The following is an 18,244-nucleotide window of genomic DNA, read 5'->3' on the forward strand; positions in this document are numbered from 1 at the left end:
GGAAAACCAGCCTGCATCGTCAGTGATAACGGGACCGAGTTCACCAGCAAGGCGATCCTGAAATGGGCCAACGAGAACGGCGTCGAGTGGCATTACATCGATCCCGGAAAGCCCCAGCAGAACGGCTACATCGAAAGCTTCAACGGCAGCCTGCGCGACGAATGCCTGAACGAGGAGATCTTCGACAGCTTGGCAGACGCACGCCGGAAGCTCGCCCACTGGCGCTACGACTACAACAACGTCAGGCCGCATTCCTCACTGGGCAACCAAACGCCCGCAGAAGCGCGCCGGGCGCTTGAGCAATCTGAGGGCTCTGCGCCCGGCGCACTTGCCCAACCCAAAACCGACCACTATCAACCCCAAGGACTCTCGTTATGAACGAGGGACGACCGGGGGGCAGGTCAACCGGAAGTCGCCGAGCGGCAGGCGCGGCTCGCCCAGCCGGCGCAGCCGCGCCAGCGCATCCGCGTCGGCCGCGACCTCGCCATGTTCCCAGCGGTAGACGGTGCTCTTCGAGACCCCGAGCAGGGCCGCCGCGTCGTTCAACGAGAGAGCCGCGGCACGGCGAAGCTCGGAAAACTCGGTCATGGCGGCTGCTCTCCCTGGGCATATTTTTCCCACACTCGCACACGAACAATGCCGGAACAAGCGCTAAATGCCCATTAAAGGGTAGTTTAAACGGTCGGCGCCTGCGTTGGCGCGCATGTCCGCAGATGGAGACGCGAGGAACGTTAGGAGCACAAAACGGGAAATGGGAAAACCGATGGGAAAACCGTTCCGCGACAGGTAGCACGATTCTCGGCTAACCATTTGAAAAGAAATGGAGGCGGGTACCGGAATCGAACCGGTCTACACGGATTTGCAATCCGCTGCGTAACCTCTCCGCCAACCCGCCGCGAAGGTGGGGTTGGGATAGCGGAACCCGACGGCGGCTGCAAGGGCAATGGCAAGAGGTTGCGCCCGCGCGGCTTGACTTGTCCGAGGGGGGCGGGGATTGTCCGCCGCAGGCAGGAAGGGAAGGCTCGGGTGCAGAAGGTCCTCATCACCGGGACGGCCGGTTTCATCGGCTTCCACCTCGCCCGCCACCTTCTGGCGGCGGGGCACAGGGTGCATGGCTACGATGGCATGACCCCCTATTACGATGTCGCCTTGAAGCGGCAGCGCCATGCGCTGTTGGGCGGGATGTCGGGGTTTTCCGCCACCGAGGCGATGCTGGAGGACATGGCGACGCTGGAGCGCGTGGCCGCGGATTTTGCGCCCGATGCCATCATCCACCTCGCCGCCCAGGCCGGGGTGCGCTACAGCCTGACCCATCCCCGCTCCTACATCGAGACCAATTTCACCGGCAGTTTCAACGTGCTGGAGGTCGCGAAGGCCCTGGGTGTGAAGCACCTGATGATGGCCTCCACCTCCTCGGTCTATGGCGCCAACCCCGAGATGCCCTTCCGCGAGACCGACCGCACCGACCACCCGCTCACCGTCTATGCCGCCACCAAGAAGGCGGTCGAGGCGCTGTCGCATTCCTATGCCCATCTCTGGGGCTTGCCGATCACGCAGTTCCGCTTCTTCACCGTCTATGGTGCCTGGGGCCGGCCAGACCTCGCCTATTTCAAGTTCGCCAGGGCCATCCTGCAGGGCGAGCCGATCGACGTCTACAACCATGGTGAGCTCTGGCGCGACTTCACGGCAGTCGAAGACCTGGTCGAGGGCGTCGCCCGCCTCCTGCCGCTGGCCCCGCCCGCACCGGGCGCGCGCGGCGCGCCGGTGGAGGGCGACAGCCTCAGCCCCGTCGCCCCCTGGCGGATCGTCAACATCGGCAACTCCGACAAGGTGCATCTGATGGACTTCATCCGCACCCTGGAACGGCTCCTCGGCCGCAAGGCGGTGCTGAACCTGATGCCCATGCAGCAAGGCGACGTGCCCGCGACCTGGGCCGACTGCGCGCTTCTGGAACGCCTGACCGGCTTTCGCCCGCAGACCGACCTTGCCACCGGTCTTGCCCGTTTCGTAGACTGGTACCGCGACTATACCCGCGCCTGACTGGCTCTATCGGCGTCCGGTCTCTGGTCCTAAAGCCCGGTGCCGACGCCCTCTATACTGCCGCGCGAAACCATTCGAAAGGACGTCCCCCGTGGAAGACTATGCAGGCATGAACGACATCGGCGCCGTGGTCGAGGCCGACCGCGCCCATGTCTGGCACCACCTCTCCCAGCACAAGCAGTATGAAACCGTCGATCCCCGCGTCATCGTCGAGGGCAAGGGGATGCGGGTCTGGGATGCCAAGGGCAAGGAACACATCGACGCGGTGTCCGGCGGGGTCTGGACCGTCAACGTGGGCTATGGCCGCGAACGGATCGCCAATGCCGTCCGCGATCAGCTCCTTAAGCTGAACTATTTCGCGGGCTCCGCCGGCTCGGTCCCCGGCGCCCTGTTCTCCAAGGCGCTGATCGAGAAGATGCCGGGCATGAGCCGGGTCTATTACAACAACTCCGGCTCCGAGGCGAACGAGAAGGTCTACAAGATGGTGCGCCAGATCGCGCACCGGCACCACGGCGGCAAGAAGTGGAAGATCCTGTATCGTGACCGCGACTACCACGGCACCACCATCGCGGCGCTCGCCACCTCGGGCCAGGACCAGCGCGCGATGCAGTACGGGCCCTTCCCCGACGGCTTCGTCCGCGTGCCGCATTGCCTGGAATACCGCAAGCAGTGGGACGTGGAGAACTACGGCGAACGCGCCGCCGACGCGATCGAGGAAGTCATCCTCCGCGAAGGCCCCGACACCGTCGGCTGCCTGATCCTGGAACCCGTGACCGCCGGCGGCGGCGTGATCGTCCCGCCCGAAGGGTATTGGGAGCGGGTGCAGGACATCTGCAAGAAATACAACATCCTGCTGGCCATCGACGAGGTCGTCTGCGGCGTCGGCCGCACCGGCACCTGGTTCGGCTACCAGCACTACGGCATCAAGCCCGACTTCGTGACCATGGCCAAGGGCGTGGCCTCGGGCTATGCCGCGATCTCCTGCACCGTGACGACGGAAGCCGTCTTCGAGATGTTCAAGGACGACGCCGCCGACCCGCTCAGCTACTTCCGCGACATCTCCACCTTCGGCGGCTGCACCTCCGGCCCCGCCGCGGCCTTGGAGAACATGAAGATCATCGAGGAAGAGGGGCTTCTGCAGAACACCCTCGCCATGGGCGACTACTGCCTGTCGAGCCTCAAGGCGCTGATGGACAAGCACAAGATCATCGGCGACGTGCGCGGCAAGGGCCTGTTCCTCGGGGCCGAACTGGTGACCGACCGCGCGACCAAGGAACCCGCGCCCGAGAAGATGGTCCAGGCCGTCGTCGCCGATTGCATGGCGCAGGGGGTCATCATCGGGGCGACCAACCGGTCGCTGCCGGGGCTGAACAACACGCTCTGCCTCAGCCCCGCGCTGATCGCGACGAAGGACGACATCGACGAGATCACCACGGCAATCGATGGCGCGCTGACCCGGGTGTTCGGGTAAGGACTAAGGCCCTTTGCGGGGTGAAGGGGTGTCCCGGGAGGGGCACCCTCTTGATTTTGGCAGGCAGACGCGCACATGATCTCTTGCTCAATATGGCGGCATAAAACACTCGTTTAGCGCGACATGTGTGGCGGCCAACGTTAGGGCTAAATGGCGGAGATTTTTTTAATGATCGACTTGACCTCCTTTGGACGGGTGGTTTCTCTTTCAATTCTTGCTTCGTGTGTGTGTTTTGCGACCGCAGAGGCGGCAGAGATATACACTAACTTCCCACCTGATGGTTCATGCGCAATCACCTTCTATGGCGACATTGAGCAGGGAGATGAAAATCTCTTCGACATTCTTACTCCAGACTGTCGCGGTGGAGGGGTACTGTTCAAAAGCAACGGTGGACACTTGCTCGCCGGGTTGAGGATTGGCGAACTGATCAGGCAGAAGGGCCTAGAGACGGCCGTGTCCTATGATGCTACATGTGCCTCGGCGTGTGCACTTGCTTGGTTAGGTGGGACCAAACGCTATATGTTTATGGACTCGCTTATAGGTTTTCACGCGGCGTACATCGCCGATGGTGGTGAAGCTCGAGAGAGCGGCGTTGCTAATGCACTCGTCGGGGCTTATTTGACGAATCTTGGCCTAAGTGTCGAAACCGTCATTTTCGCCACATCAGCAAAACCCGAGCAAATGAATTGGCTCAATTATCCTTCAGCCAAAGACATTGGAATTGAGGCTGTCCTTCTCACAGACGCAGACCGTGCTTGGATAGATAGCTTGGACAGTACAGCCCTTTCTCCTACCAATTGATTGAGGGAGCAAATTCTCGCAGTAGTCCGTCCGGTGAGTGCAAACACACGATGCTTTGTTGTTCTTTGCCCGGAATCAAGGGCGAAGCCCGCCGGGCAGCGCGCGGCCGCCCCCCTCGGGCGGGCGCTTTGCACCCTCAGCCTGCAAGAACCCCGTCAGATGCACCTGGCACCATAAAGCGCCCAACCCCTCCGTCGCTCGCCCACTCGGCGGTCGGGCGCTGCCCTCTGTTGCGCCCGGATAGGTGCGCTGTAGCGCACCCTACGATGCGGCGTAGGGTGCCCTCCGCTGCACCGTCCCTCGCGATTCGCCCCTCATGGTTAATCCCGCGACCGCCCGACAGGATGCCCGACGCATGCCAGACAGATGCCAGACGCTTTCCAGACCGGCCCGACCCGACAAAGAAGCCCGGTTAATCCAGCGTTCCCAGGCACTTGCATCTGGACTCATCCCGAACCCGCCCGCAGTCCGCGAAACCTGACCTTCCCGGCCTTCTGGCCGCGTGGCAGAACCGCTCACGCCAAAGCCATTCCCGCCATTGCCGACTTCCGTGTCATACTTCGCCCAAGGCGAGTGACTGCCTGATTCGAGAGGCGCCCGATGGACCAGACCCTGGACAGACCCAAACTCCCGCAGATGCTGGCGGCCCTCGCCGCCGCCTTCCTCGCCGCCTGGTTTCTGGCCTTCCCCGTCGCGGCCCAGGTCGCGCCCCGCGCCGAGCCGATTACCGGCCCCGGTGTCGTCACCATCGGGAACATCGCCACCAATGCCCGGGTCAACGTCCGCTCCGGCCCGGCCGCCATCTTCCCCTCGGTCGGCTCGCTGCCCTGGGGCACCCGCGTGAACAAGGGCCTCTGCATCGGCGGCGGAAGCGCGCGCTGGTGCGAGGTCACCACGATCGACGGCAAGATCTCGGGCTATGTCGCGGCCCGCTTTCTGGTCGAGGGCGGGGCGACGATCCCGGACGATGGCGGGCCGGATTTCTACGTCGTCCGTGGGCTGTCGGGCAACGAACGGCTGGGCGTGCGGGTGGAACCCCGGGCCGGCGCGACGCTTCTGGCCACGCTGCGCGAGGGCGAGATCGTCCGCAATCTCGGCTGCCAGACCAGCGGCTCGTCGCGCTGGTGCAGGATCCGCTCGACCACCGGCATGGACGTGACCGGCTGGGTGAACGGCCGTTACCTGCGCGAATCCGGGGCGCCCTCGAAGCCGGTGCCGGATGACGGCGGGCCGGATTTCTACATCGTCAGCGGCCTGGCCGCCGGCGACACGCTGAACGTGCGGACCAAGCCCTCGACCAGCGGCCAGGTGATCGCCCAGCTGGCGCAGGGCGCCAAGGTGCGCAACCTCGGCTGCCAGACCTCGGGCCAGACCCGCTGGTGCCGGATCGAGACCACGGGCGGTGTCAAGCTGACCGGCTGGGTCAACGGCCGCTACCTGCGCGAAGGCTGAGCCTTGCGCGTGCGGGAGGCTTGACATCCCGCGTGGCCGGGCGCCCTGATCTGGACTCATCCTGCGGTGAGTCCAGCCATGTTGTCGATCCCCGTCGAAGCCTTCTACCTGACCCCCGGCGCAACCGGATCGCTGCAACAGCAGATCCGCACCATGGTCACCCAAGGCATCCTCTCCGGCCGCTTCCGTCCCGGCGCACGGATGCCCTCGTCGCGGGGGCTGGCCGAACACCTGGGCGTCAGCCGGATCACCGTGACACTCGCCTACGCCGATCTCGTCTCGTCCGATTACCTGACTGCGCAGGGTAGGTCGGGCTATTTCGTCTCGGACACCGCGCCCCTCGCGCCAGAGTTCCCGCAGGCCGAACCGCGCGCGGAAGCGATCGACTTCAAGGGCCTGACCCGAGGCCGGTTCTCGCTCGTCTCCAAGGTGGACCGGCCCGAGGACTGGGACCGCTACCCCTTTCCCTTCATCTATGGTCAGGCCGATCCAACGCTGTTCGACCATCAGAACTGGCGGCAATGCGCCCTGCGCGCCCTGGGCAAACGCGACTTCGCCGCCCTGACCACCGACTATTACGAACGCGACGACCCGCTGCTGATCCAGGAGCTTCTGCGCACCATCCTCCCCCGCCGGGGTATCGCCGCGCGAGAGGACGAGGTGCTGCTGACCCTGGGCGCCCAGAACGCGCTGTTCATCGCGGCGACGGCGCTGTTGGGCCCCGGTCGCCGCGCGGTGGTGGAAAATCCCGGCTACCCCGCCTGGCGCGCCATCGTCGCTGCGACAGGTGCCACGGCCGTCCCCGTCGATGTCGATGCCCAGGGCCTCCCGCCGAAAATCCCTGACACTGATGTGGTTTTCACCACGCCCTCCCACCAGTGCCCCACCAACGCCACCATGCCCGTGGACCGCCGCGTGACCCTACTGGAGGCCGCCGAGGCGCAAGGTTTCGTCATCATCGAGGACGACTACGAATTCGAGATGTCCTTCCTGAAACCCGTCGCCCCGGCGCTGAAGTCGCTCGACCGCGGCGGCCGCGTGATCTACGCGGGCAGCTTCTCGAAATCCGTCTTCCCCGGCCTGCGCCTCGGCTATCTCGTCGGCCCCCCCGGCTTCATCGCCGAGGCGCGCGCGCTGCGGGGCCTGATGCTGAAACACCCGCCCGGCCATATCCAGCGGACGATGGCCTATTTCCTGGGCCTCGGCCATTACGACGCCCTGGTCAACCGGATGAAGAACGCCTACCGCCGCCGCCGGCAGGTCATGGCCGAGGCCATCGCGGCCGAGGGGTTGGAGGTCGCAGGGCAGGGCGGTTTCGGCGGGTCGAGCTTCTGGATGCGCGCGCCCGAGGGCGTGGACACCGAGGACCTGGCCCTCGGCTTGCGTAGCGAGGGTGTCCTCATCGAACCCGGCCGCGCCTTCTTTGCCGGCGAGGGGCCGCGCAATTTCTACCGTCTGGCCTATTCCTCCATCGCCCCCCAGCGCATCCCCGAAGGCGTGGCGCGGATCGCGCAGGCCATCGCGCGCCTGTGACCGCGTCACCCCTCGCGCGCGACGAGAAGCCGGAGGCGTGACGCAGGAGCTGGCCATAGCAGGCCGAAGAAACTGGCCCTAAGGTTGGACTCATCGCGGCGCTATTGTGCCGCGCAAAGCCAAGGAGACGCGCCATGAAGATGACCACCGAAGAAGCCTTCGTGAAAGTCCTGCAAATGCACGGCATCGAACACGCCTTCGGCATCATCGGGTCCGCCTTCATGCCGATTTCGGACCTCTTCCCGAAGGCCGGCATCCATTTCTGGGACTGCGCCCATGAAGGCTCGGGCGGGATGATGGCGGACGGGTTCACCCGGGCCTCCGGCAAGATGTCGATGATGATCGCCCAGAACGGGCCGGGGATCACGAACTTCGTCACGGCAGTGAAAACCGCATACTGGAATCACACCCCTTTGCTTCTGGTTACGCCGCAGGCCGCGAACAAGACCATCGGGCAGGGCGGCTTCCAGGAAGTCGAACAGATGGCGCTGTTCAAGGACATGGTCTGCTACCAGGAAGAGGTGCGCGACCCCACGCGCGTGGCCGAAGTGCTGAACCGCGTCATCCTTCAGGCGAAACGCCAGTCGGCCCCGGCGCAAATCAACATGCCGAGGGACTACTGGACCCAGGTCATCGACATCGCCCTGCCGGCGGTGGTGGAGTTCGAACGGCCCTCGGGCGGCGAGGAGGCCATCGCGCAGGCGGCGCAGCTTCTGTCCAGCGCGAAGTTCCCGGTGATCCTGAACGGCGCGGGCGTGGTGATCGGGGGGGCGATCCCGGCCTCGATGGCGCTGGCCGAACGGCTGACCGCGCCGGTCTGCGTCGGCTACCAGCACAACGACGCTTTCCCCGGCTCGCATCCCCTGTTCGCGGGGCCGCTCGGCTACAACGGGTCAAAGGCGGCGATGGAGCTGATTGCCCAGGCCGATGTGGTGCTGGCGCTGGGGACGCGGCTCAACCCGTTCTCCACCCTGCCGGGTTACGGGATCGACTACTGGCCGAAGGCGGCCAAGGTGATCCAGGTGGACATCAACCCGAACCGGATCGGGCTGACCAAGCCCGTGACGGTGGGGATCGTGGGCGATGCGAAGAAGGTGGCCGAGGGGATCCTCTCGCGTCTGTCCAAGACCGCCGGCGATGCTGGCCGGGCCGAGCGCAAGGCCCTGATCGCGCAGAAGAAATCGGCCTGGGCACAGGAACTGGCGTCGATGGACCACGAACAGGACGACCCCGGCACCACCTGGAACGAACGCGCCCGCAAGGCGAAGCCCGACTGGATGAGCCCCCGCATGGCCTGGCGCGCGATTCAGGCCGCGCTGCCGCGCGAGGCGATCATCTCGTCCGACATCGGCAACAACTGCGCCATCGGCAATGCCTATCCGTCCTTCGAGGCGGGACGGAAATACCTCGCACCCGGCCTTTTCGGCCCCTGCGGCTATGGCCTGCCGTCGATCATCGGCGCCAAGATCGCCTGCCCGGATACGCCCGTGGTGGGCTTTGCCGGGGACGGCGCCTTCGGCATCGCGGTCACGGAACTGACCGCCATCGGCCGCCCGGAATGGCCCGCGATCACCATGGTCGTGTTCCGCAACTACCAGTGGGGGGCGGAAAAACGGAACTCGACGCTCTGGTATGACGACAATTTCGTCGGAACCGAACTGGACACCGATGTCAGCTATGCCGGGATCGCGCGCGCCTGCGGATTGCAGGGCGTGGTCGCACGGACGATGGAGGAGCTGACGGCCGCCCTGCGCAAGGCTATCGACGACCAGATGCAGCACGGCAAGACGACGCTGATCGAGGCCATGATCAACCAGGAACTGGGCGAGCCCTTCCGCCGCGACGCGATGAAGAAGCCGGTCGAGGTCGCCGGAATCTCGAAGGCCGACATGCGGCCGCAGGTGGTGTGATGCACAAGAATTTTCGACGAAAATTCTTGTGGACCCAGTCCCGTGCCTTTTGATCTTGGCCCGTCGGGGCTTGCCTGGCTGGCTGTTGCCTGTCTTGTGGCGGGTTTCGTGCGCGGCTATTCGGGCTTCGGCTTCTCGGCGCTGCTGATCGCGGCCTCCAGTCTGGTGACCAATCCGCTGAATTTCGTGGCGGTTGTGGTCATTCTGGAAACGGTCATGTCGCTGCAACATGCTCGCGGGGCCGGACCGGACGTGGACTGGCGCCGGGTCGGCTGGCTCCTGGGCGGGGCGGCGATCGGGTTGCCCCTGGGTCTGTGGATCCTGACCGGGGTCTCCGAGGATGCGGCGCGGGCGGTGATCTCGGCCTACGTCCTTCTGATGTGCGTCGTGCTGCTGGCGGGCTGGCGGCTCGCCTCCGAGGTGCGGGGCGCGCCGAACGGGCTGGCCGGGGTGATCTCGGGGCTGGCCAATGCGCCCGGGATGGGGGGGCTGCCGGTCGCGGCCTTCTTCGCCGCACAGCCGATGCCGGCGGCGGTGTTCCGCGCGACGCTGATCGCCTACTTTCCGCTCCTCGACCTCTATTCCGCGCCGCTTTACTGGCTGGCGGGGCTGGTGACCTGGGACACGCTCTGGGCCGCGCTCATCGCGCTGCCGGTGACGCTGCTGGGAAACTGGCTGGGCGGGCGGCACTTCTTAGGCACCGACCCGCAGGAGTTCCGCCGCTTTGCGATCATCTTGCTGGCGGGATTGGCCACGCTGGGCCTCGGGAAGGCGCTGCTCTGATGTGGCTGATTGTGAACGCCGGTTCGTCTTCGTTGAAGCTGAAGGTCTTCGAAGGCGAACGTGAGGTCGCAAAAGCCGTCATTGCCGAGATCGGACCGGACGGTCACGCCGCCGCCATGGCCGAGGGCCTGGCGCGCGCCGGCGTTTCGCCTGACCGGCTCAAGGCAGCGGCGCATCGCGTGGTCCATGGCGGGGCAGAGCTGACCGCGACCTGCCGCGTGACTCCCGAGGTCCTGCGCCAGATCGAGGCCTGCGTGCCGCTCGCCCCCTTGCACAATCCGGCGAATCTGACGGGAATTCAGGCTGTTGCAGAACTTGCCCCCAGGCTCCCGCAATATGCGGCCTTCGACACGGCCTTCCATGCGACGAACCCCCGGGTGGCGGTGACCTACGCCTTGCCGCAGGCCGAACGCGACCGGGGCCTGCGCCGCTATGGCTTTCACGGGATCAGCTATGCGGCGTTGGTGCGGATCCTGCAGGAACGAGGGCAGCTTCCCCAGCGCCTGCTGGCCTGTCACCTCGGCAACGGCTGTTCCATCGCCGCAATTGTGAACGGTCGTTCGGTCGCAAACACCATGGGCTATTCGCCCCTGGACGGGCTGACCATGGGCACCCGGTCCGGCGCCATCGACGGCAATGCGGTGCTGCGGCTGGCAGAACTTCACGGGGTCGAAAGGGCGGGCCGCATCCTGAACCGCGAAAGCGGGCTTCTGGGCCTGGGCGGCCACAGCGATCTGCGCGCGCTCCATGCGGCGGGGACGGCCGAGGCGCGGTTCGCGCTGGAGCATTTCGCCTATTGGGCGGTCCGCCATGCCGGGTCGATGGTGGCCGCCATGGGCGGGCTCGACGGGGTGGTCTTCACCGGCGGGATCGGCGAGAATGACCCCTGGATGCGGAAGGAAATCCTGTCCGGCCTCGGCTATCTGGGAGTATCTCCCGACCTTGCCGCGAACGAGCGGAACGAAAGCGTCCTGCACACTGCGACATCGCGTGCCGTCATCCTTCTTGTGCCAGCCGACGAGGAACGGCAGATTGCACTGGAAGCGCAGGCCGTCATGGCCGGGGAGGGGGCGTGAACCAGCCGAGGGTCGAGACGCAGCGAGAGGTCGGCGACGAGGTCCGCAAGACCACGTGCTACATGTGCGCCTGCCGCTGCGGGATCAACGTGCACCTGAAATCGGGGAAGGTCGCCTACATCGAGGGCAACCGCGACCACCCGATCAACAAGGGCGTCCTCTGCGCCAAGGGCGCCAGCGGGATCAAGCAGGTCACCGCGCCCTCGCGCCTCCGCGCGCCCTTGCGCCGTGTTGGCCCCCGAGGCTCGGGGGCCTTCGAGGAGATCAGCTGGGAAGAGGCGCTGCAAACCGCCGTCGCCTGGATGAAACCCCTGCGCGAGACCGCGCCCGAGAAGCTCGCCTTCTTCACCGGCCGCGATCAGTCGCAAAGCCTGACCGGCTGGTGGGCGCAACAGTTCGGCACGCCGAACTATGCCGCGCATGGCGGCTTCTGTTCGGTCAACATGGCGGCGGGCGGCATCTACACCATCGGCGGCGCTTTCTGGGAATTCGGCCAGCCGGACTGGGAGCGGACGAAGCTGTTCGTGATGTTCGGGGTGGCCGAGGACCATGACTCGAACCCCATCAAGATCGGCATCGGCAAGCTGAAGGCCCGCGGCGCGCGGGTCATCAGCGTGAACCCGGTCCGCACCGGCTATTCGGCGGTGGCCGACGACTGGATCGGGATCACGCCCGGCACCGATGGCCTTCTGATCCTGTCGCTGATCCATTGCCTGCTGGAAGCGGGGAAGATCGACCTCGATTACCTTGCGCAATGGACCAATGCGCCCCTTCTGGTGACCGAGGCCGACGGGCCCGAGAAAGGCCTTTTCGTCCGTAACGCCGAAAGCCAGCCCTTCGTGATCGACCGGCGCACCGGCCACCCCGCGCCCTGGGACGGGAAGGATGTCCAGCCCGACCTCGGCGCCGAATGGCAGGGCAACCGCACCGTCTTCCGCCACATGGTCGAGGAATACCTCAAGCCCGATTACGCGCCCGAGGCGGTGGCCGCCCGCTGCGGCGTCCCGGCGGCCCGCATCCGGCAGCTTGCGGCGGAACTGGCGGACGTGGCCTTCAACCAGGCCATCACGCTCGACCGCCCCTGGACCGACTTCCGCGGCAACGAACACGCGAACATGCCCGGCCGCCCGGTCAGCTTCCACGCGATGCGCGGGATATCGGCCCACTCCAACGGCTTCCAGACCGCCCGGGCGCTGCACCTGTTGCAGATTCTTCTGGGCGCGGTGGAGACCCCCGGCGGCTACCGGCTGAAGCCGCCCTATCCCAAGCCCGTCGAGGCGCACCCGACGCCGCATTTCGTGACCTCGCCCGGCAAGCCCCTGACCGGCCCGCATCTGGGCTATGTCCGCTCGCCTGACGATCTGTGCCTGCTGCCCGACGGCCAGCCGGCCCGGATCGACAAGGGCTTCTCCTGGGAAAACCCGTTCTCGGCCCATGGGCTGATGCACATGGTCATCCCCAATGCCCATGCCGGCGACCCCTACAGGATCGACACGCTGTTCCTCTACATGGCCAACATGTCGTGGAATTCGTCGATGAATTCCGCCCGCGTGATGGAGATGCTGACGGAACAGAGGGACGGCGAATATGTGATCCCGAGGATCATCTACTCCGACGCCTATGCCAGCGAGATGGTGGCCTATGCCGACCTGATCCTGCCCGACACGACCTATCTCGAACGCCACGATTGCATCAGCCTGCTTGACCGCCCGATCTCGGAACCCGACGCGGCGGGCGACGCGATCCGCTGGCCGGTGCTCGAGCCCGACCGCGAGGTGCGCTGCTTCCAGTCGGTGCTTCTGGACCTCGGCGCGCGGCTGGGCCTGCCGGGCATGGTGAACGAGGACGGCAGTCCGAAGTTCAAGGACTATGCCGACTATATCGTCCACCACCAGCGCCGCCCCGGTGTCGGGCCGCTGATGGGCTTCCGCGGGAATGGCGAGGCCGAGGGGCGCGGCGCGCCAAACCCGGACCAGCTGAACCGCTACATCGAGAACGGCGCCTTCTATCAGGCGCATGTGCCGGAAGAGGCCGCCTTCTACAAACCGTGGAACGCGGCCTACCAGGACTGGGCGGTGCGCCTCGGCCTTTACGAGACGCCGCAGCCCTACCTGTTCAACATCTGGTCCGAACCCATGCGCCGCTTCCAGCTCGCGGCCGAGGGCTTCGGCCCGCGCCAGCCGCCCGACCACCTGCGCGCGCGTCTGAAACAGGCGATGCACCCGCTGCCGATCTGGTATCCGCCCTATGGTGATGAAGACGCGGCCTTCGGCTACCCGGTCCATGCCCTGACCCAGCGCCCGATGGACATGTATCATTCATGGGGCAGCCAGAACGCCTGGCTGCGACAGATCAAGGGGCGCAACTACCTGTATCTGCCCACAAAACTCTGGGAAGCGCAGGGGTTCCGGGACGGCGACTGGGCGCGGGTCTCAAGCCGTGCCGGGACCATCGTCGTGCCGGTGGCGCATATGGCCGCGCTGAACGAGAACACGGTCTGGACCTGGAATGCGATCGGCAAGCGCCGGGGCGCCTGGGCGCTGCACGAGGACGCGCCCGAGGCGACGACGGGCTTCCTGCTCAATCACCTGATCTCGGAACTTCTGCCCGACCGCGAGGGCGTGCGGCTGTCGAACTCGGACCCGGTGACCGGCCAGGCGGCCTGGTTCGACCAGCGGGTGCGGGTGGAGCGGGTGGCCGCCGAGGACCATCCCCGCGGCATGGTGGAGCCCATGTTCGAGCGCCTTCCGGACCCCCCGCGCGCCGGGGAGGGGCAGCAAAATTCTTCGTCGAAGAATTTTGCCAAGAATTTTCGGCGAAAATTCTTGGCCCGGGACGGAAAGGTGATGCGATGACCGCCCTCCCGCAAACGACCCAGAAGAAACTCGGCCTGGTGATCGACCTCGACACCTGCGTCGGCTGCCAGGCCTGCGTCACCGCCTGCAAGGGCTGGAACGACGCCGGCATCGGCCTCTCCGACCATGACCCCTACGGCGCCGAGCCGCACGGCACCTTTCTCAACCGGGTCCATTCCTACCAGGTCGTCGTCGAAGGCGCCCCCGCCCAGGTCGTGACCTTCCCGCGCTCCTGCCTGCATTGCGACAACGCCCCTTGCGTCACCGTCTGCCCGACGGGGGCCAGCTACAAGCGGGCCGAGGACGGGATCGTGCTGGTGAACGAGGACGCCTGCATCGGCTGCGGCCTCTGCGCCTGGGCCTGCCCCTATGGCGCGCGCGAGATGGATGCCGCGCAGGGGGTGATGAAGAAATGCACGCTCTGCGTCGACCGGATCTACAACGAGACCCTGCCGGAGGAAGACCGCGAACCCGCCTGCGTCCGCACTTGCCCGACCAACGCCCGCCACTTCGGCGATCTCGCCGACCCGGGCAGCGCGGTGTCGCGCCTGGTTGCCGAACGCGGCGGCTATGACCTGATGCCGGACATGGGGACGAAGCCCACCAACAAGTACCTGCCGCCGCGCAGGAAAGGGCCGGGGGACGCCAGCCCGCTTGCCCCGCTTCTCGACATCAGGGCCAGCGGCATCGCCGGCTGGCTCGACCGGATGCTGGGGAAGCTCTGAGATGCATCCCGCGCCGTCGGTCATCCTGTTTTCCGTGCTGTCGGGGCTTGGCTTCGGCTTCCTCGCCTTTCTTGGCTGGGGGGCGCTCACGCCCTCGGGCTGGGCGGCCTTCCTCCTCTGGGGTCTCGGTTACGGGCTGGCGGTGGCGGGGCTTCTGGCCGCGACCTTCCACCTCGGCAATCCGAAGAACGCGCTGAAGGCCTTTACCCAGTGGCGCACCAGTTGGCTCTCGCGCGAGGCCTGGGCCTCGGTTGCCACGCTGGTCCTCCTGGCGCCGATGGCGCTGTCCGACATCTTCGGCCTCGGCCTGCCGCGCATCCTGGGCCAGGTCGGCGGCGCGCTGGCGATCCTTACCGTCTTCACCACCGCGATGATCTATACCCAGATCAAGGCGGTTCCGCGCTGGCACCACTGGCTGACGCCGGTGATGTTCCTGACCTTCGCCATCGCCGGAGGCGCGATGCTGTCGGGCCGCACCTGGGCGCCGCTAGCGATGCTGGCGGTGGGGGCGGTGCTGCTTGCCCACTGGCGGGTCGGCGACGGGGCCTTCGCCAGGGCCGGGCAGAGCCTCGGCACCGCGACGGGCCTCGACCGCCTTGGCGTGCCGTCCGTGCTCGACCCCGCGCATACGGCGGGGAACTACCTGAAACGCGAGATGATCTTCGTCGTGGGCCGCAAGCATGCCGCCAGGTTGCGCAAGATCGCGCTGGGGCTGGCTTCGGTCGCCCCGGCGCTGGTCCTCCTCCTGCCGCTTGGCCTGTTCGGCATTGCGCTGGCCACCGTCCTGCACCTCGCCGGCGCGCTTGCCGCCCGATGGCTCTTCTTCGCGGAAGCCGAACATGTCGTGGGGCTTTACTACGGCGCGCGGGGGTGATCCTTTGGCGCGCATGAGCGCCTTCAAGACCTACGACATCCGCGGCCGTCTCGAGACGGACCTGACCGAAGCCATCGCCCACCGGATCGCCCGGGCCTTTGCCACCGTCACGGGGGCCGAGGCCGTGGTGCTGGCGCGGGACTGCCGGGAAAGCTCACCCGTGCTGGCCGATGCGGTGGCGGCGGGGCTGGTCGCCTCGGGCGTGCGGGTGCTCGACCTCGGCCTTGCGGGGACCGAGGAGATGTATTTCGCCACCGCCCATCTGGGCGCGGGCGGCGGGATCTGCGTCACAGCCTCGCACAATCCGCGCGAATACAACGGGATGAAGCTGGTGGGGCGCGGGGCTGTGCCCTTGCCCGACGCGGATTTCGCCAGGATCCGGGCGCTGAGCGAGGGGACCGGCGCGTTTGCCGGCGCACCCGGCGGCGCGCGCGAGGACCGCTCAGCGGTGCGGGCGGACTATGTGGCCCATGTCACGGGACTGGTGGGGCAGGGGATTGGGCCGCTGCGGCTGGTGGTCAATGCGGGGAACGGCGCGGCGGGGCCGACGCTCGATGCCCTGGCCGAGGGGCTTGCGGCGCGCGGGGCGCAGCTGGACCTTGTCCGCATGCACCATGAACCGGACGGCAGCTTCCCGAACGGCATCCCCAATCCGCTCCTGCCCGAGAACCGCCCGGTCACCGCACAGGCGGTCACGGCGGCGGGGGCGGATTTCGGCGTGGCCTTTGACGGCGATTTCGACCGCTGCTTCCTCTTCGACGGCGAAGGCGGCTTCGTCGATGGCGAGCATGTGGTGGCACTGCTGGCAACGGCGCATCTGGCCGCCGAACCGGGAGCCACGATCATCCACGATCCCCGCGTGATCTGGGCGGTTCAGGATGCGGTGCGCAAGGGTGGCGGGCGGTCGGTGCTGGCGCCCACGGGGCACATCTTCCTGAAGGCCGCGATGCGCCGCGAAGGCGCGGTCTATGGCGGCGAGATGAGCGCGCACCACTATTTCCGCGGCTTCATGTCCTGCGATTCCGGGATGATCCCCTGGCTTCTGGTTGCCCGGCTGGTATCGCAGACCGGCCGCAGCCTGACCGACCTCGTGGGTGCGATGCGCCGGGATTTCCCTTCCTCGGGAGAGATCAATTTCCGCGTCGCTGATCTGCCGGCCGTGGTGGCCCGTGTCCGGGCCGCGCTCGAACCCGAGGCGCGGGCGACGGACCGCACCGACGGGCTAAGCCTGGATTTCGGCGACTGGCGGATGAACCTGCGCGCCTCCAACACCGAACCGCTGTTGCGGCTGAACGTCGAGGCCAGGGGGGACGAGGGTCTGGTGGCCGATGGCGTGGCCCGCGTCAGGGCCCTGATCGAGGGCTGAACGGTCAGGCCGAAACGGAGGACGCGGCCGGTTCCTTGCGCAGGATCGGCCAGCCACGGCGAAAGACGGGGATCGGCGGCAGGGTTTCAGCCAGCGCCTTCAGCCGGGTTTCGCGCTGTTGCAGACGGGCGATCTCGGCCCGGATCTCGGCCAGTTCGTCGGCGAGGGTCAGTCGGGAAGCAGCCATTTGGTCCTCCTTTGTTCTTCATCGCCAGCATCGACTCGAAGTCTGAAGACTTTGCTAAGTGCCAGAACGGCCGCAGTCTGTTTCCAGATCCACCGCTTGTCCTGGCGCGTCGCAGGGCGCAGACTTCGGCCAAATCCGGATCTGCTTGCATGTGGACGTTCAGCCTGGTCAAAGCCCTGGTCCTCTGGGTCAGGATCCTGCCGCTTCTGGTGGTCCGCCTGGCAGCCTTTGGTGCGCTCGGCGCAGGTCTCGCCGTCGCGGCCATCGCAGGTGCATGGGGTGCAGCGGCCGTCGGACTTGCCGATGGGGGCGCGGGCCCGGTCGCCGGCGCCGTGGCTGGCGTCGTCATCGCCGCGGTTGCCATGGTGCTCTGGCGCGGGCGCACGCTGTGCCTGCTGCGGGCGATGCAGATTGCGCTGCTGTCGGACCTCCAGGACCGCGTCCGGGTTCCTGTCGGTCCCGGACAGGTCCGTTTTGCGCGGGTACGGGTGGCTGCCCGCTTCGGGTCGGCCGCGGACCTTCAGGCGCTCTGCCGCTTCGTGCGCAACGTGACCGGCCTCATTCCAGCTGTCGCCGAGGACGGCGGGGCGCTACCTGCCTTGCCCGCCGCTGGACGGGTAATGCAGGGCGGGCTGGTGGACCAGGCCGTGCTGACCCACGCCTACCGCGCCCGGCCCGAAAACGCCTGGGAAGCCGCGCATGACGGCCTGGTCCTGACCACCCAGAACGCGCGCGACCTGCTGGGGACCGCCGCCCGGCTGAACGCAGCTGGCTGGATCGCGACGGCGGCCCTGTTCCTGGTGCTTTCGCAGTCCCTGGCGGGCCTTGCCGCGCTCTGGCCCGGCGAAGGGTCTGCGGCGGCCCCTGTCGGTGCCGCGATGGCAGCCTTGGTCCTGCGTGCGGCACTGGTCCAGCCCTTCCTTGCCGCCTGCTTCTTGCAGACCTTCCGGGCCATAGCCTCGGGCCAGGCGCCGCTGGGCGAATGGCGCGGCCGGCTGACGCAGGTCTCGGAAGCCTTCCGCACGCTGGGCGAACGGGCGATCTCCTGGGATCCCGGGGGGCGCAACGCGGCCTGAACGACCCCCACTGTGACATCCAAGCGCATGAAATCGCAACGGATGCCGGTTGCGGCAGGCTGGCATATGTGGCAAGACATCAGCAATCGCCGAAA

The 18,244-nt window shown here is 66.8% G+C and carries 16 protein-coding genes and 1 tRNA gene; 14 read left to right on the top strand and 3 right to left on the bottom strand.

Annotated features, from left to right (window positions below; genetic code table 11):
- Positions 1–378 (top strand): integrase core domain-containing protein (locus tag FL625_RS00005; protein WP_149586580.1); only part of this gene is annotated, 378 nt, incomplete at its 5' end.
- Here the strand turns inward: FL625_RS00005 and FL625_RS00010 are convergent.
- On the bottom strand, positions 373–588 hold the full coding sequence (locus FL625_RS00010; RefSeq protein WP_149586581.1) for a helix-turn-helix domain-containing protein: 216 nt from the start codon (positions 586–588) through the stop codon (positions 373–375). The two genes, FL625_RS00005 and FL625_RS00010, sit on opposite strands and share 6 nt — an antisense overlap.
- A gap of 233 nt (positions 589–821) precedes the next feature.
- Positions 822–895: transfer RNA gene (locus FL625_RS00015), tRNA-Cys, on the bottom strand.
- A gap of 131 nt (positions 896–1,026) precedes the next feature.
- Here FL625_RS00015 and FL625_RS00020 point away from each other — a divergent pair.
- From FL625_RS00020 to FL625_RS00075, 12 genes are all read left to right on the top strand, one after another.
- Positions 1,027–2,040, top strand: a complete 1,014-nt coding sequence (locus FL625_RS00020; protein WP_149586582.1) for an NAD-dependent epimerase/dehydratase family protein — start codon at positions 1,027–1,029, stop codon at positions 2,038–2,040.
- Positions 2,041–2,149: 109 nt separating this feature from the next.
- Complete coding sequence (gene tpa / locus FL625_RS00025; protein WP_149587122.1) at positions 2,150–3,511, top strand: hypotaurine--pyruvate aminotransferase Tpa; 1,362 nt, start codon at positions 2,150–2,152, stop codon at positions 3,509–3,511.
- 150 nt (positions 3,512–3,661) lie between these two features.
- A complete protein-coding gene (locus tag FL625_RS00030) occupies positions 3,662–4,312 on the top strand; it encodes a COG3904 family protein (protein ID WP_149586584.1) in 651 nt (216 codons plus the stop codon).
- A gap of 600 nt (positions 4,313–4,912) precedes the next feature.
- On the top strand, positions 4,913–5,764 hold the full coding sequence (locus tag FL625_RS00035; RefSeq protein WP_149586585.1) for an SH3 domain-containing protein: 852 nt from the start codon (positions 4,913–4,915) through the stop codon (positions 5,762–5,764).
- An 81-nt stretch (positions 5,765–5,845) separates the two neighbouring features.
- A complete protein-coding gene (pdxR, locus tag FL625_RS00040) occupies positions 5,846–7,297 on the top strand; it encodes a MocR-like pyridoxine biosynthesis transcription factor PdxR (protein WP_149587123.1) in 1,452 nt (483 codons plus the stop codon).
- 134 nt (positions 7,298–7,431) lie between these two features.
- A complete protein-coding gene (xsc, locus tag FL625_RS00045; protein WP_149586587.1) occupies positions 7,432–9,207 on the top strand; it encodes a sulfoacetaldehyde acetyltransferase in 1,776 nt (591 codons plus the stop codon).
- 42 nt (positions 9,208–9,249) lie between these two features.
- Entirely contained in the window at positions 9,250–9,990 is a 741-nt protein-coding gene (locus FL625_RS00050) for a sulfite exporter TauE/SafE family protein (RefSeq protein WP_149586588.1), read from the top strand.
- On the top strand, positions 9,990–11,066 hold the full coding sequence (locus FL625_RS00055) for an acetate/propionate family kinase (protein WP_149586589.1): 1,077 nt from the start codon (positions 9,990–9,992) through the stop codon (positions 11,064–11,066). The genes FL625_RS00050 and FL625_RS00055 overlap by 1 nt, the downstream gene beginning before the upstream one ends.
- Complete coding sequence (locus tag FL625_RS00060) at positions 11,063–13,921, top strand: molybdopterin-dependent oxidoreductase (RefSeq protein WP_235019262.1); 2,859 nt, start codon at positions 11,063–11,065, stop codon at positions 13,919–13,921. Before FL625_RS00055 ends, FL625_RS00060 begins: the two co-directional genes overlap by 4 nt.
- Positions 13,918–14,646 carry a 4Fe-4S dicluster domain-containing protein gene (locus FL625_RS00065; protein ID WP_149586591.1) on the top strand — a complete coding sequence of 243 codons (729 nt, stop codon included), beginning with the start codon at positions 13,918–13,920 and terminating at the stop codon, positions 14,644–14,646. The genes FL625_RS00060 and FL625_RS00065 overlap by 4 nt, the downstream gene beginning before the upstream one ends.
- A 1-nt stretch (position 14,647) precedes the next feature.
- Positions 14,648–15,520, top strand: coding sequence for a dimethyl sulfoxide reductase anchor subunit family protein (locus tag FL625_RS00070; RefSeq protein ID WP_149586592.1), 873 nt, complete (start codon positions 14,648–14,650; stop codon positions 15,518–15,520).
- A gap of 4 nt (positions 15,521–15,524) precedes the next feature.
- Complete coding sequence (locus tag FL625_RS00075; RefSeq protein WP_149586593.1) at positions 15,525–16,886, top strand: phosphohexomutase domain-containing protein; 1,362 nt, start codon at positions 15,525–15,527, stop codon at positions 16,884–16,886.
- Positions 16,887–16,890: 4 nt separating this feature from the next.
- Here the strand turns inward: FL625_RS00075 and FL625_RS00080 are convergent, their stop codons facing one another.
- Complete coding sequence (locus tag FL625_RS00080) at positions 16,891–17,073, bottom strand: hypothetical protein (RefSeq protein ID WP_149586594.1); 183 nt, start codon at positions 17,071–17,073, stop codon at positions 16,891–16,893.
- Between the two features lie 149 nt (positions 17,074–17,222).
- Here FL625_RS00080 and FL625_RS00085 point away from each other — a divergent pair, with 149 nt between their 5' ends.
- Positions 17,223–18,149, top strand: coding sequence for a hypothetical protein (locus FL625_RS00085; RefSeq protein ID WP_149586595.1), 927 nt, complete (start codon positions 17,223–17,225; stop codon positions 18,147–18,149).
- Positions 18,150–18,244 lie beyond the last annotated feature (95 nt).

It is taken from the genome of Tabrizicola flagellatus (assembly GCF_008271465.1).
Classification (GTDB): domain Bacteria; phylum Pseudomonadota; class Alphaproteobacteria; order Rhodobacterales; family Rhodobacteraceae; genus Tabrizicola; species Tabrizicola flagellata.